Below are 14380 nucleotides of genomic sequence, written 5' to 3'. Positions count from 1 at the left end.
GTAAATATGGACAGGCGCGGCCGTCCGCAACGGCTCAGTCCGATGCGTCGCCGCCGGCTTTGGGCGTCGCAGCCGCTCCCCCGTCGCCGGGGTGCAGGGCGGTGAAGATGGCCTCGGCCTTGGCGTGGCCGATGCCCTTGACCTGTTCCAGCTGTTCGACGGTGGCCTCGCGCATGGCGCGCACCGAACCGAAATGGTTGAGCAGTCGCTTCTGGTACGTTGCGCCGATGCCCGGGATATCGTCGAGCGCCGAGCGCAGCGCCCCCTTACGTCGAGTCTGGCGGTGGTAGGTGATGGCGAAGCGGTGCGATTCGTCCCGGACGCGCTGCAGCAGGTACATGCCTTCCGACTGGCGTCTGAGGATGATCGGATAGTCGTCGTCCGGCACCCAGACCTCCTCCAGCCGCTTGGCCAGGCCGCAAACCGCCACATCGTCCACGCCGCAGTCCTCAAGCGCCTTGGCGGCGGCCATGACCTGCGGTTTGCCGCCATCGACCACCACTAGGTTCGGACGGTAGGCGAAATGACGGCGATTGGTGTTCTGCTGGATGATCTCGGCGTTCGCCTGGTCGGCCGTTGCTTCGGAGTCCGCAGGGTTGCCATCCGAGCCGGTGCCGTGCGAGGTGTCATGCGACTGCTGCGCCGCCTTGGCGGCGCGCTGTTCGGCGTCGATGCTTTCGCCGGAGTCGCCGGCGATGTTGCCGTGCCGGAACCGCCGGGTCAGCGTCTCATACAGCGCGCTCAGATCGTCGAGCGCGCCGTTGCCGTCCGCGCCGCGGATGGCGAACCGGCGGTATTCGGATTTCTTGGCGATGCCGTCCTCGAACACCACCATCGAGGCGACCTGGAAGGCTCCGCCCACCGTGTTCGAGATGTCATAGCATTCGATGCGCAGCGGCGCCTCGTCCAGACCCAGCGCATCCGCCACGTCGTTCATGGCGCGGCTGCGTGTGGCCATGTCGCTGATACGGCTCATCTTGCTGCGTTGGAGCGCCTGCGCGGCGTTCTCGTTGGCGCGGTCCATCAGGGCCTTCTTCTCGCCGCGCGCCGCCACGCGAATCGTCACCGCGCCGCCGCGCCGGTCGCTCAGCCACCGTTCGAGCTCCTCGTGGCGGGTGGGTTCGATCGGCACGATCACCTCCCGCGGCACCGGCGCGATCGGCGCGAGGAAATCGTCGCGGCCGGTCTGGTCCTGCCGTTGGTTGCGCCGGCGTGTAGCCTGCGCCCGCGATTGCGCGTCGACGGCGGTGACGGACTGCGTGACGCCGATGGCATCGCGCCTAGTGGACAGCACGATCGGCGCGTCGGGCGTGGCATGACGCGCGGCACCATCCTCGGCACTGTCGGGGGCGTCGTCATCTTCATCCGATGAGGGGGACCCGGATACGGACCGCGACATCTCCGCATCGGTTTCGTTGAGGATGTCGGCGTACACCTGGGTGATCATCTCCGCCATCAGGTCCCCGTCGCTGATGTCCTCGACCCGTTCCACGCTCCAGTTGCGTTCACCGCGGATCGCGCCGGCGCGCACGAAGAACGCATGGACGGAGGCCTCCAACTCGTCGGAGGCGAAACCGAACACGTCCGCATCCACATCCTGATCGAATGCGACGGCGTTCTGCTCCACCACGCTGCCGAGCATCTGGATCTCGTCGCGCAGCCGCGCCGCCTTCTCGAATTCCAGCTCGGCGCTGGCCTGCTTCATCTCCCGCGTGAGTTGGGCGATGTACGACTTGCCGAGCCGTCCGGTCATCACGCCGACCAGCCGTTCACACATGCGCCGATGCTCCTTCGGGCTGATACGGCCGACGCAGGGAGCGGAGCATTTGCCGATCGACGCCAGCAGACAGGGGCGGTTCGTCAGCTGCGCCTTGTGGAACACGTTCGGCGAACAGGTGCGCACCGGGAACGCCTTGAGCAGCCGGTCCAGGCTTTTGCGCATATCCCACACCTTGGCGTAGGGACCGAAGTACCTGGTGTCATGGCGCTTGCGGCTGCGCGTGACCCATACGCGCGGCACCTGCTCGCCGATCGAGACCGCCAGATACGGGTAGGTCTTGTCGTCGCGCAGCTTGATGTTGAAGCGCGGCTCGAACTCCTTGATCCACGTGTACTCCAGCGTGAGCGACTCCAGTTCGGTGCCGACCACGGTCCATTCCAGGCTGCGGGCGGTGAGCACCATGGTCTGCGTGCGCGGGTGCAGCAGGTACAGCGGCTGGAAGTAGTTGCTCAGGCGGTTGCGCAGGTTCTTGGCCTTGCCTACGTAGATGACGCGGCCCTCGCCGTCGCGCCATTTGTAGACGCCGGGTTTGGCGGGGATGTCACTGGTTTTCGGACGGAACAGGTCGCGGGTGTCGCCGAGCAACGGCGCGCCGTTGGCGTTCACGTCCGTGGCGGTATCCGGCGTGGCCGCGTCCGGCCCGTCGGCGCCGCCGTCCGCGCCGGGCTGCGACGACTGCAATGACAGGGCGGTCTTCCGCCATACCTCGGGGCTGTGCCGTTCGACCAAACCCGATGCCATGCCGTTCACCTCCCGCCGAGCATGGGCTTGAGGAACCGGCCCGTCCACGAGTCGGGGTTCTCGGCCACCTGTTCGGGCGTGCCCTCGGCCACGATCGTGCCGCCGCCGTCGCCGCCCTCCGGGCCCAGGTCGATGATCCAGTCGGCCGACTTGACCACATCCAGGTTGTGCTCGATCACGATGACCGTGTTGCCCTTGTCCACCAGCCCCTGCAGTACGAGCAGCAGCTTGCGCACATCCTCGAAGTGCAGGCCGGTGGTCGGCTCATCCAGGATGTACACGGTTTTGCCGGTCGAACGGCGCTGCAGCTCGGTGGCCAGCTTGACGCGCTGGGATTCGCCGCCCGAGAGGGTGGGCGCCGGCTGGCCGAGCCGGATGTAGCCCAGTCCCACCTGCACGAGCGTGTCCAGATAGCGGGAGATGGACGGGTACGCCTTGAAGAAGCGGGCCGCCTCCTCGATGGGCATGTCCAGCACGTCGGCCACGGATTTGCCGTTGTATTTGACCTCCAGCGTCTCGCGGTTGTAGCGCCTGCCGTGGCATTCCTCGCATTCCACGTAGACGTCGGGCAGGAAGTTCATCTCGATCTTCAGCGTGCCGTCGCCATGGCAGGCCTCGCAGCGGCCGCCCTTGACGTTGAACGAGAAGCGGCCCGGTCCGTAGCCGCGCACCTGCGCCTCGGTGGTTTTGGCGAACAGCGTGCGGATCTTGTCCCACACGCCGGTGTAGGTGGCGGGGTTGGACCGCGGCGTGCGGCCGATCGGGTTCTGGTCCACATGGATCACCTTGTCGCATTGGTCGAGCCCCTCCACGCGCGTATGCTTGCCGGGCACGATGCGTGCGCCGTTGAGCTTGTCGGCCAGCACCGGGTACAGGATGGTGTTCACCAGCGTGGACTTGCCCGAGCCGGAGACGCCGGTCACGCAAGTGAACACGCCCAGCGGGAAGGATATGGTCAGGTTCTTCAGGTTGTTCTCTCTGGCACCCACCACCTTGAGCTGCTTGGTCTTGCGGGCCTTGCGCCGGGTTTCCGGCACTGCGATGCGCCGTCGGCCGGCGATGTAGTCGCCGGTCACCGAACGGGGCGCCTCGATGAGCTTGGCCGCCGGCCCGGAGTAGACGACCTCGCCGCCGTGCTCGCCGGCGCCGGGGCCGATATCGACCAGCCAGTCCGCCTTCTCGATGGTCTCCTGATCGTGTTCGACCACGATCAGCGTGTTGCCGAGGTCACGCAGGTGGTGCAGCGTTTCGATCAGGCGTTCGTTGTCGCGCTGGTGCAGGCCGATGGACGGCTCGTCGAGCACGTACATGACGCCGACCAGGCCGGAGCCGATCTGCGTGGCCAGGCGGATGCGCTGCGCCTCGCCGCCGGAAAGCGTCTTGGCCGCGCGGGACAGAGTCAGATAGTTGAGGCCCACGTCGTTGAGGAAGCCCAGGCGGGCGCGGATCTCCTTCAGCACCTCCCCCGCGATCTGCGCGGCGGATCCTTCGAGCTCCAGCGAGTTGACCCATGCAAGGCTCTTCTCGGCGGACATGTCGCACACATCCGCAATCGACTCGCCGCCCACGGTGACGGCCAGCACCTCGGGGCGCAGTCGCCGCCCCTGGCAGGCCTGGCACGGCACCTCGCGCATGTACGACTCGTAGTACTGCTTCATCTGGTCGGAGTCGGTCTCCTCATGGCGGCGCATCAGCGTGCGCACCACGCCCTCGAATCCGGTCGAATACTCGCGCAGACGGCCCCAGCGGTTCCTGTATGAGACCTTGACGTGGAAGTCCCGGCCGTACATGATGGCTTGGCGCACGTCCTCCGGCAGCTCGCGCCACGGCGTATCCAGATCGAAGCCCATCTCGTCGCCGAGGCCCTCCAGCACATGCCGATAGTAGTCGCCGGTGCCCTTGGTCAACCCCCACGGCTCGATGGCCCCTTCGTTGATCGTCTTGTCCGGGTCGGGAATCACCAGTTCGGGGTCGATCTCCAGGCTGTAGCCGATGCCGGTGCACTCCGGGCAGGCGCCATACGGGGCGTTGAACGAGAACGTACGCGGCTCGATCTCGTCGAGTTCCAGCTGGTGGCCGTTCGGGCAGGCGCGCTTCTCCGAGAACGGCTTGCGGCGGTCCGGGTCCTTCTCGTCCAGATCCACGAAATCGGCCACCACAATGCCCTTGGCCAGGCGCAACGCGGTCTCGATTGAATCGGTTAGACGCTGGCGGATGCCGTCGCGGATCACCAGACGGTCGATGACCACCTCGATCGTATGCTTCTTCTGCTTGGTCAGCTTGATCTCGTCGGACAGCTGATGCATCTCGCCGTCGATCAGCGCGCGCGCATAGCCGTCGCCGCGCAGCATCTCCAGCAGGTCCTCGAACTCGCCCTTGCGCCCGCGGACCACCGGCGCGAGGATCTGGAAACGGGTGCGCTCCGGATACGCCAGCAGCGCGTCCACCATCTGCTGCGGGGTCTGCGCGCTGACCAACGCGCCGCACTCCGGGCAATGCGGGATGCCGGTGCGGGCGAACAGCAATCGCAGATAATCGTAGATCTCGGTGATGGTGCCGACCGTCGAACGCGGGTTGCGGTTCGTGGTCTTCTGGTCGATCGACACGGCGGGGCTCAGGCCCTCGATGAAATCGACATCCGGCTTGTCCATCTGCCCCAGGAACTGGCGGGCGTAGGCCGACAGCGATTCCACGTAGCGGCGCTGGCCCTCCGCGAACAGCGTGTCGAACGCCAGCGAGGACTTGCCGGAGCCGGACAGGCCGGTGAACACCACCATGCGGTTGCGCGGCACCTCCAGGTCCACGTCCTTCAGGTTGTGTTCGCGAGCGCCCTGGATGACGATCTTCAGGTCGTTGGGCAGATGCCCCAGGTCGGCGATCAGCGAGGTGCCGTTCTGTCTCATCGGGGCCTTGGCCAGCTCGCGCGCGAGGAACGAGTCGCTGGTCAGCACCCGTTCCACCGTTACCGTGCCGTTCTTCGACGCCGTACGTTTCGCAGCCACCGCAGCCTCCTTATGCCGATATGGATTGGTCGCCCGTTATATCATGCCAAGGATACCGCATTCGGCGCGATGATTCGAACAGTTGTTCGACGGCGTGTTCCGCGTCATCCGCGGCGGGCGACGAGGCGCGCGGTGGACAGGTAGATGATCCAGGCGACCGGCATCGCGATGATGAACAGCGGATAGAACCATGCGATCGGCAGCGAGCCGTAGAACAGGCCGCCGAGCATCGGACCCAGCGACATGCCCAGGTCGATGCCGATATAGTACGTGCTGTTGGCGATGCCGCTGCGCTCCTTGCCCGCGATGACGACGGCCTCGGCCTGCGTGACCGAACTCATCATGCCGTAGCTGAACGCGGTCAGGACCGCGCCGAGCAGCAGCACCCAGTCGTTGCGCATCAGCGCCAGGCACAGCAGCATGCCGACCATCGCCACCGTGCCCACGATGAAGAACAGGCGGAACGGCTTGGTGTCGAACAGGTTCCTGAACGCCAGCCGCAGCACCAGCAGCGCCGCCGCGTACAGCGGGAAGAACAGGCTGACGTCCACATCCAGGCCGCGTGCGTCGGCGACTTCGACCAGGAACGACTGATTCGCGAAGTACGGGATCGAAAAACACATGAACACCAGCGACAACGGCACCACGCGCGGTTCGACGATGGCACGCAGCGTGAACCGGCGTGCGGCGGGCCTTGCGTCGGTCCCGGCGGCATCCGCGCCGCCTTGCCGTATGGGGTGGCCGCCATTGCGGACGAACAGCACGGCGATCACCATCAGCGCGGCCAGCACCGTCGAGATCAGGAACGTGCACCGGTATCCGATGAGCTGCTGCGCCCGGATGCCGACGGCCGGGCCGATCGCCATCGCCAGCGCGTTCATCGTGCCGTACAGTCCCATGCCGGCGCCCATGTGACGGATCGGCAGCAGCATCGCCATCCATGTCGCCAGACAGACCGAGCAGCAGGCGAACCCGACGCCGTTGACCATGCGGGCCGCGATCAGCGAGGCCGGGCTGCCGGCGAGCGCGTACCAGACGCTGGACACCAGGTAGAGCGCGGCGCCGACGCCGACCAGCGTGCGTTTGCTGGTCCGGTCGGCGAGATTGCCGGCGATCGGGCGGCAGAACAGGGAGACGACGTTCATCATCGCGGCCACGACGCCCATCAGCGCGCCTCCCGCGCCGAGGCTCTCCGAGAAGCCAGCCATCAGCGGCGAGACCAGCATGTTGCTGGCCATGAAGCAGAAGGTGGCGGCCATGACCAGCGCGACGTCGCGGTTCATCAGCCTGTCGTCCGAGTCGTTTCTCACCATGCCCCTTTCCTCGTGCGCCGTTACGCCGTGATTCACGATACTCGCATGGTGAACCGGATGGTGCCGGGGATTCGGTATGATGGAGCGTTGGCGTTGCTGAACACGGAGTACACATACATAGAGATATCGGAAGCCGTCTCCTGGATGGGAGCCGGCGAGGACGGCACAGGTTAGGGTGAACGATGGCCATCGAGGCGCAGGGACTGGAGATTCAGATCGGTGCACGCACGCTGCTGCACCCCACCGACTTCCACGTATCCAAGGGAGACAAGATCGGTCTGGTAGGCCGCAACGGCGCCGGCAAGACCACGCTGACGCGCGTGATCACCGGCGAGATGCTGCCCGCCGGCGGCAAAGTGCGTGTCTCGGGCAAACTCGGGTATCTGCCGCAGGACACGCATGCGGACGATCCGAACCAGACCGCGCTCGACCGTATGATGAGCGCGCGCGACATCGCGGCCATCATCAGTCGCATGCGCAAGGCCGAGCGTGAGATGACCGATCCGGATCCGGACGTGATGACCAAGGCCATGAACCGATACGACAAGGCGATGCAGGACTTCGACAAGGCCGGCGGTTACGCGGCGCAGTCCGAGGCCTACACGATGGCCGAATCGTTGGGATTGCCGCAGGAGGTCATGAACCAGCCGCTCGGCACGCTCTCCGGCGGGCAGCGCCGCCGTGTGGAGCTGGCGCGCATCCTGTTCTCCGATGCCGACACGATGATCCTGGACGAGCCGACCAACCATTTGGACGCCGATTCGATCGAATGGTTGCGCGGGTATCTGAAGAAATACGAGGGCGGGTTCCTGGTCATCTCCCACTCCACCGAGCTTTTGGACGAGGTGGTCAACAAGGTCTGGCACCTGGACGCGCAGCGCGGGCAGATCGACATGTATTCGATGGGCTGGAAGGCGTATCTGCACCAGCGCGCGGTGGACGAGGAACGCCGACGCCGCGAACGTGAAGTGGCCGAGAAGAAAGCCGAACGCCTGATGAAGCAGGGCATCCGCCTGCACGCCAAAGCCACCAAGGCCGTGGCCGCGCAGAACATGATGCGCCGCGCCGAACGCCTGCTCGCCGAGACCAGCGAGGCGCAGAAGAAGGAGAAGGTAGCGGACATCCGATTCCCGGAGCCGGCACCCTGCGGCCGCACGCCGATTCAGGCCAAGGACATCTCCAAGGCGTACGGGTCGAACATCGTGTTCGCCGGCATCAACCTGGCGATCGACAAAGGCTCGCGCGTGGTGATCTTGGGATACAACGGCGCCGGTAAGACCACCACACTGCGCCTGCTCGCGCATATCGAAGATCCGGACACCGGCGTGGTGGAGTACGGGCACGGCTGCAAGGTCGGCTACTTCGCGCAGGAGCACGACACGTTGGACCTGAACGCCACCGTGTTGGAGAACCTGCAGCATGTGGCCCCCGAACTGGACAACACGCAGGCGCGTTCGATCCTGGGCTCGTTCCTGTTCTCCGGCGACGACGCGTTCAAGCCGGCCAGCGTGCTCTCCGGCGGTGAGAAGACGCGACTGGCGCTCGCCACGTTGGTGACCAGCCGCGCCAACGTGCTGCTGCTCGACGAGCCGACCAACAACCTGGACCCGGCCTCGCGCGAGGAGATCCTCAAGGCCATCGCCAAATACGAGGGCGCGATCGTGCTCGTGACGCACGACGAGGGCGCCGTCAAAGCCCTGAACCCCGAACGCGTGCTGCTGATGCCCGACGGCGACGAAGACCTCTGGAACGACGGGTACCTGGACCTGGTGGCCGAGGAGTAGCGGCCGAGGATGGCTGGCCGCCGACCTGCCGTATATATGTCCGAATCCCCAGATTCTTGCGATGTGAGGGCTCACATTTCATTCAAACAGCAAGAATCTGGGGATTCGGACATTTGGGTTGTTGCTGATCTTGCCGTGTCACTCGTCTGACAGTTCTTCGCGGAGGTCGGATAAATCCTCCTGGAACCTGGTGATGTCCTTTTCCAGATCCTTCGTTTCCTTGGCATAGATGTCGCTGCGGACGTCTGAGTAGAAATCATAGATATCGGAACGGGTATCGGACCATATGTCATAGATGTCCGAACGGGTATCGGACCACAGGTCATATTCGCCCGAACTGTAATCCGACCACTCGTCGTACGGAACGAGATCGTATCCGCTGGACACTACGCCATCGTAGAAATAATCGTAGGCGTCGGACATGATGCCGTCGTAGATGTCATCGTAGATGCGTGTCCCCTCTTCGTCGTACACCACGTCATACAGTTCTTCCATATCATCGTACTGATCGGAGAAACTCCTATCGGAAGACGTGATGAACGTGACGTAGTCCAACGCGTACTGATACATCTGAAGACACATGGTTTCGGTGTCGGATAGCGCCGAGGCGTAGAACTGCTGTACGTTGCCGATGTTCTCAACGTATGCGTTATAGTCTCCGATCGACGCGGTGAGCGCGTCATACTGTGTTTGCAGATCCGCGATTGCGGAATCGACATACTCGGTGACTTCCGTGTTGAGTTCGTCCAGGCTGGATACGGTGACCTTCGGAAGGGCTGGTTCGGAATTGTCGGTTGTCGTGTCGTTCGTCGCCGACGACTGCGGTTGGGAGCCGGTGTCCGACGTCGGATCGCCGCCGCACGCTGCCGCGGACAACGTCATGACCATGGACAGCAAACAGATCAGTGGCTTCTTCTTCATGATGGCACCTTTCTCGGCTGGAAGCATGTCGTGGCATGCGCTCGGGGACGACCGCCACGGCATATTCGCCGCTGCCATTGCGGCGAATGCGAATGGATGTTCGCCATTATCCCCTGGCGGCAACGTCCCGATTTCAGTTGTCAACTGAATGACGGGCCGCTGCATTCGCCTATATTGGTCAAAGCGCTTCCATTGCGGGGATGAGCGGTTGTCTTCGTGGTTCATTGCCGTGTGGCGGGCTGCTTGTAACCGGGTGTCGCCGCGTTTGTGGCGGCATGACAGATGGAAGGGAACAGATATGAAGGACCCGAATGCCAGGGTGTGGATGCATAGGTTGGTATTATCCGCGGGACCGTTGCTTGAGATTATTACGTTATTCCTGCCGTATGCTGTAGCCAAGGATAAGAATATCGAATACGCCACGTATCTCACCAATGCGACAGGCATGAATGCAGTCGATCCTTCAATGGTGGATTTCATTCGGGTTTACATGTCTGCCGACAGTGAATATTTATCAGGTGTACAGGCATATGTCACGCTCGGCATTACGATAGCCATCGGTGTTTTCGCCCTATTTGCGCTCCTGTTCGCCGTGCTGCGCAAGCCCATTGCCGTCATGGTGTTCAATGTATTGTCACTGCTCGCGTTCGCAGTGCAGTATTACGATTTTTCCGACCGCGGAGTGGTTCCCTCGGACCATTTTTCATGGGGCTGGGGAATGTATTTGTATGTGGCGGCCTTCATCCTTACCGTTGTCTGCGCCATCGTGACGTTGATTGATAGGAGGCGGATGCGAAAGCAGACCTCCGTATCGTGATTCGGAATCCGTCGGTCGCTTCGAGCATGCGCCGTTTGCCGCAGAGCATGGTGGACGGCGCATGCATCGTTGATACGGAGATGGCGATAACGGCGTTGGGCGTAACTTTCCGCGTCGCTTCGAAATGAGATTAATGTCGCTTTGTTTTATCTGCCGCGTACTGCGTATGATGGACGGATGAAACGGAGGTGCGACATGGCGACTGCCGAGATGGAACAGCGGTGGATCGGCAAATTCCAAGAGAATCTGGGCATCATCCGCAAGGTTGCGGGCTGGACCACTCAGGAACTTGCCGACGAGCTTGGCGTTGCACGGCAGACGGTGTCGAACCTGGAGACGGGCAAAAGTCCGATGACCAAACTGCAGTACCTCGCACTGCGCACGGTATTCAACACGGAGATTGCGGGCAGTGAGAACCGCGACCTGGCAAAAGTCATCAAAACCTTGGTCGATGATCCAATTGAGCAGGAGCTTGCCCCGTCCGCATCGGCCGTTTCATCGGACGAAGGGGCCAGCGAAACGGCCGATGCGAACATTCACATGAACCGTGTTGCGAATGCGCTAGAACAAACCTCCAACTCCCGCGCGGCGAAACCAAAACGGTCAATCAGCATGACCATGCAGGCGCTTGCCGTGATCACGGGCGCGCTCGCCAGCGGTACGGCGGCCGGTCTGCTTACCTATCTGATCTTTCCCGGCGGCAAATCCGGCAAGTGAAGGGGCGAGGTTTGCTTGGATGCCACGCGTCACAGTCCAAGTATCTCCTTCTTTTTGATTCTGAATTCCTCCGGGGAGAGAATGCCCGCATCGACCAGTTCCTTGAGTTTCTTCAGCGCATCGACCTGCTCGTCAACGCTCATCACATGTCGTTGCTCCGGGCGTGCTCCCGCGCTTTCGGCACTGGAGACAACGGCTTCGGTTCTGTTGGCCGCTGTAAACGGGTCGATGGCCTGTGCCAGGTTCATGCCGAACAGCATGCCGCCGCCATCGCCCAAACCATTACGCTCGATGCCTTTTGCGATCTGTTGTTGCGCCGCCATGTTGCCGGCCTGTTGCGAGACGCCCTCGTATGCGGTGACGTTCATCTTGTTGGCTGCGAACTGCTGTACCAGCTGACGCGACGGTTCAGTGAACTCGATGCCTTCGATGCCGACGCCGACGACCTGGAAACCGAACCTGTCGTTCCACGTGCCGGCGTTCGCTCCGTCGCTTCGTACGCGTTCCGCGATGTCGTTCGCGTGCGCGGGTAGCTGAGAGATTCGGTATTCGTCCGACAACGAATTGATCGCGACGATGAACGACTGATTGAACTCCGAAAGGATCTGTTCACGCGGACCGGGTTGATCGAATGAGTAGGACGTCACGTTGCCGGGTACGAAGTTGCGGACGAAGCGCACCGGGTCAACAACCTTCAGTGACATCGTGCCGCGTGCCCGAATTTCGAGATCGGTGCCGTAGAACTTGTCGTTGTACACCAGCGGTGCTGGCGTGCCGAATTTGATGCCTCGGATCTCGCGCAGGTTGATGAACGCCACGTATTTCGTCCGTCCCGGTTGGCCGCCGAATGTGAACCTGTCGGCGATCTGGCCGAACAGCGACCCGATGCCGTCTCCGGCCAGAACACTCTGTTCGCCGTTGCGGTACTCGTAGCCGCCGGGTTCCGTGATGACGTTCTCGATGCCTGATTCGGAGAAGATGAACGCGGCCGTGTTCTCTGGGACATAGATACGTGACCCGTTGCTGATCACGCCCTCGGAACCGTGCTCATTCGAACCGCGGCCGTTGTTGGTTTCCCGGGGGATGCCGGGCACCACAACGGTATGCTCGTCAAACGGGCCTGCGGTGATGACGTCTTTCCATAGATCCGCGAATGTGCCGCCAATGGCGCCGCTGAATGCTTTGAAGATTGCCATGATGTGTGCCTTTTACTCACCTTCGTTGTTGCTGCCACATGGAATCGGCGGTGCAGTCAGTTGAGTTGCGTCTCCCGATTGCAGTACTCGCAGCGCACCACTTCATGCCGGTGTCCGGTAAGAGATGCCCCGCAGCCTTCGCAGGTTGTGGAGTATTGGCGTTCGGTGATGCCCAAACCATTGCGAAAGGCGCCGAAGGTATCCTTAAGTGCGCCTGCGAGCGCGGATGTTCCGGGTATGGCACGGTTGAAACCTGATGGTTCCTTGTCGTTGTTCTGATGCTGCGTATCCATGGTCTACTCCTTTATGTACTTTGTGTTGTGTCCCACGGGTGCGGCTGACATGGTGTGTTTCTATTGAGCCACCGATGCCAGCTTTTGGTTGATGCGTCCCATGACTTCCAGGTAGTACTGGCTTTGTTCCGGCGTCAAGGTGTTCTCGTCGATGGCGTCGAGCTTGGCCATCGTGTCGGTGTACTGCTGCATCATGTCGAGATAATCCGCCAGCATGCTGACCGGTTGGCCATCATTCTGATAGGTGGTCATGAATTCCACGTACTTATCGAAGAACGCCTCGTAACTGTCCATGGCTGCCTTGAAGTCATCCGCGGTTGCGTCGGTCGGGGAATCGGACGGCTGATTCTGAGATTCCGTGGTCGGTGCCTTGGTGGTTGCGTCGTCACTGGATTCGCTTTCCGGCTTTGCGGCGTCAGCCTCGTCGTCCGGAGCGTCGATGGATATCGACATGACGTTCTCATCGGAAAGTGCATAGTAGATGCTTACGCTGTATCCTGCGTCATTGTCGGCGTGGAAGCTATCGCTGCTCTTGCTGTAGTCGACGGTGAAACCTTTGTCTTTCACTGCGTCAATATAATCGTTGAACTGTTCGACCGACACGTCACAGACATCTATGCTGAAACTTGTTTCGCTTTCGTGACCGATCTCTCCGGTTGTGGACTCCGGTTCAGGCAGCAGTGCGCCGAGTTCCGAGTCAGGCCAAGTGTATGCAACGCACTGAGCGGCTGTTTCGATTTCGTGTTGCTTGTCCTTGACGATGCCTGTCACTTCGCCTGCCACCAGGCCTCCGACGATGATAATCACTGCGGCCCATGCCAGAGGTCTGCCCTGCCTGCTGCCTTCCCTGCGGGTGATGTAGAGGGAGAATCCGGCGAGCAGCGCCGGAATGAGTGCCAGGAAGATCAGGATGCTAAGGCCGCCGTCGCCGATTATGGCGAGGAATGCGTATATCACGGCGACAATGACCGCGAACACCGCCAGCTTCGAGGTCTTTTTACGCTGTTGCGCAATGGTGGCGTATGCCGCTCCCTTGCCTCCCTTGGTGCCGGGCGCAGGAACCACACCGATGCGTTTGTCCAGTGAATCGAAGAACTCGGTAGACCGTCGCCCGCTCGTGTCGTTGACCGCGGACAGGCGTACCGCAGTGCCGGCGGCGCCTTCGGCAATCAGCGATAGGGTGAAGCGCGCTCCATCGAAGGAGTGGAAGGCGAATGTGCCGCTCTGGACATTCTCGTGGTCGAGCGTGAACGTCGCGCCGGTGGTCAGCTGGTCGTGTATCGCCCGGAAGAGCTGCTGCGGGGCGAGGGCGTATCTGCGTTCGGTCGTGTTGCCATCGGCCTGCGGCTGTTCGTCTTGCGGTGGTGCAACCGGCATGGGCATGGTGGGCTGGTTCTCATTGACGTTGCCGTCGGCCGGCTGGCCGCCGTATGGCGTCGGAGTGTTCGGCGTGGTCATCGCTGTCCCTTTCTCTCCAGCAGCATCAGGGTCAGTCCGGCGGCGACGAGTCCGGCGGCCGTCACGACCAGTCCGACAATCATGGCTAGCTGACAGCGTTCACTCATGTTTGCCTCTTCCCTCGTGACGTCCTGTGCTGTACTACACCACTGTAGTGTAAATACTTGTGAATATGTAAGCAAATTAGCAATATGTAAATAAAATAGTTTTCTATGAGATATATGGTGCATCCTGCGTGTTGCGGCTGCACAACCTTGCCGCACATTGTCGCAACTCGGGATGTACGCCGTGTCAGTCGCCAACTGAATGGTGTTGGCATTTCATCCGCTAGGATGGAGTTTTCAGCGGTGTCTGCCAG

The 14380-nt window shown here is 62.1% G+C and carries 10 protein-coding genes; 3 read left to right on the top strand and 7 right to left on the bottom strand.

Translation table 11 applies throughout. The features are described from left to right. Positions 1-34: 34 nt before the first annotated feature. The 3 genes from uvrC to BIGA_RS00580 all read right to left on the bottom strand — a co-directional run bounded on the left by uvrC (position 35) and on the right by BIGA_RS00580 (position 6836). Positions 35-2521 carry an excinuclease ABC subunit UvrC gene (gene uvrC, locus BIGA_RS00590; RefSeq protein ID WP_051916982.1) on the bottom strand — a complete coding sequence of 829 codons (2487 nt, stop codon included), beginning with the start codon at positions 2519-2521 and terminating at the stop codon, positions 35-37. A gap of 5 nt (positions 2522-2526) precedes the next feature. Continuing rightward, a complete protein-coding gene (gene uvrA, locus BIGA_RS00585; protein ID WP_033505627.1) occupies positions 2527-5523 on the bottom strand; it encodes an excinuclease ABC subunit UvrA in 2997 nt (998 codons plus the stop codon). A 104-nt stretch (positions 5524-5627) separates the two neighbouring features. Then, positions 5628-6836: an MFS transporter gene (locus tag BIGA_RS00580; RefSeq protein WP_081929295.1), complete on the bottom strand. Its 1209-nt coding sequence runs from the start codon at positions 6834-6836 to the stop codon at positions 5628-5630. 182 nt (positions 6837-7018) lie between these two features. Here BIGA_RS00580 and BIGA_RS00575 point away from each other — a divergent pair, with 182 nt between their 5' ends. Then, positions 7019-8620, top strand: a complete 1602-nt coding sequence (locus BIGA_RS00575; protein ID WP_033505625.1) for an ABC-F family ATP-binding cassette domain-containing protein — start codon at positions 7019-7021, stop codon at positions 8618-8620. A 138-nt stretch (positions 8621-8758) separates the two neighbouring features. On the opposite strand, the gene BIGA_RS00570 is transcribed toward BIGA_RS00575, so the two are convergent. Then, positions 8759-9766, bottom strand: coding sequence for a hypothetical protein (locus BIGA_RS00570; protein WP_152595945.1), 1008 nt, complete (start codon positions 9764-9766; stop codon positions 8759-8761). 73 nt (positions 9767-9839) lie between these two features. Between BIGA_RS00570 and BIGA_RS00565 the strand changes: the two genes are divergently transcribed. Then, the gene (locus BIGA_RS00565) at positions 9840-10358 is read left to right on the top strand and encodes a hypothetical protein (protein WP_033505621.1); all 519 of its coding nucleotides are present in this window, start codon (positions 9840-9842) and stop codon (positions 10356-10358) included. A gap of 195 nt (positions 10359-10553) precedes the next feature. Next, positions 10554-11075 (top strand): helix-turn-helix transcriptional regulator, encoded by a 522-nt coding sequence (locus BIGA_RS00560; RefSeq protein ID WP_033505619.1) that lies wholly within the window; start codon positions 10554-10556, stop codon positions 11073-11075. 29 nt (positions 11076-11104) lie between these two features. Here the strand turns inward: BIGA_RS00560 and BIGA_RS00555 are convergent, their stop codons facing one another. Genes BIGA_RS00555 through BIGA_RS00550 form a run of 3 tightly spaced genes read right to left on the bottom strand, consistent with a single transcriptional unit; the run spans position 11105 to position 14022 of the window. Continuing rightward, the gene (locus BIGA_RS00555; protein WP_033505617.1) at positions 11105-12271 is read right to left on the bottom strand and encodes an SPFH domain-containing protein; all 1167 of its coding nucleotides are present in this window, start codon (positions 12269-12271) and stop codon (positions 11105-11107) included. 56 nt (positions 12272-12327) lie between these two features. Next, a complete protein-coding gene (locus BIGA_RS09095) occupies positions 12328-12564 on the bottom strand; it encodes a hypothetical protein (RefSeq protein WP_081883094.1) in 237 nt (78 codons plus the stop codon). Positions 12565-12624: 60 nt separating this feature from the next. After that, the gene (locus BIGA_RS00550) at positions 12625-14022 is read right to left on the bottom strand and encodes a DMT family transporter (RefSeq protein ID WP_051916981.1); all 1398 of its coding nucleotides are present in this window, start codon (positions 14020-14022) and stop codon (positions 12625-12627) included. Positions 14023-14380: the final 358 nt, after the last annotated feature.

It is taken from the genome of Bifidobacterium pullorum subsp. gallinarum (assembly GCF_000741215.1).
GTDB classification, from domain to species: Bacteria; Actinomycetota; Actinomycetes; order Actinomycetales; family Bifidobacteriaceae; genus Bifidobacterium; species Bifidobacterium pullorum_B.
Note: the sequence above shows the minus strand (reverse complement) of the source record. Positions and strands in the feature narration are given on the sequence as shown.

Coding starts and splice junctions, on each gene's coding strand:
- BIGA_RS00560 (WP_033505619.1), top strand. CDS start 10,554: ATGGCGACTGCCGAGATGGAACAGCGGTGGATCGGCAAATTCCAAGAG.
- BIGA_RS09095 (WP_081883094.1), bottom strand. CDS start 12,564: ATGGATACGCAGCATCAGAACAACGACAAGGAACCATCAGGTTTCAAC.
- BIGA_RS00570 (WP_152595945.1), bottom strand. CDS start 9,766: ATGAACCACGAAGACAACCGCTCATCCCCGCAATGGAAGCGCTTTGAC.
- BIGA_RS00575 (WP_033505625.1), top strand. CDS start 7,019: ATGGCCATCGAGGCGCAGGGACTGGAGATTCAGATCGGTGCACGCACG.
- BIGA_RS00565 (WP_033505621.1), top strand. CDS start 9,840: ATGAAGGACCCGAATGCCAGGGTGTGGATGCATAGGTTGGTATTATCC.
- BIGA_RS00555 (WP_033505617.1), bottom strand. CDS start 12,271: ATGGCAATCTTCAAAGCATTCAGCGGCGCCATTGGCGGCACATTCGCG.
- BIGA_RS00580 (WP_081929295.1), bottom strand. CDS start 6,836: ATGGTGAGAAACGACTCGGACGACAGGCTGATGAACCGCGACGTCGCG.
- BIGA_RS00550 (WP_051916981.1), bottom strand. CDS start 14,022: ATGACCACGCCGAACACTCCGACGCCATACGGCGGCCAGCCGGCCGAC.
- uvrC (WP_051916982.1), bottom strand. CDS start 2,521: ATGGCATCGGGTTTGGTCGAACGGCACAGCCCCGAGGTATGGCGGAAG.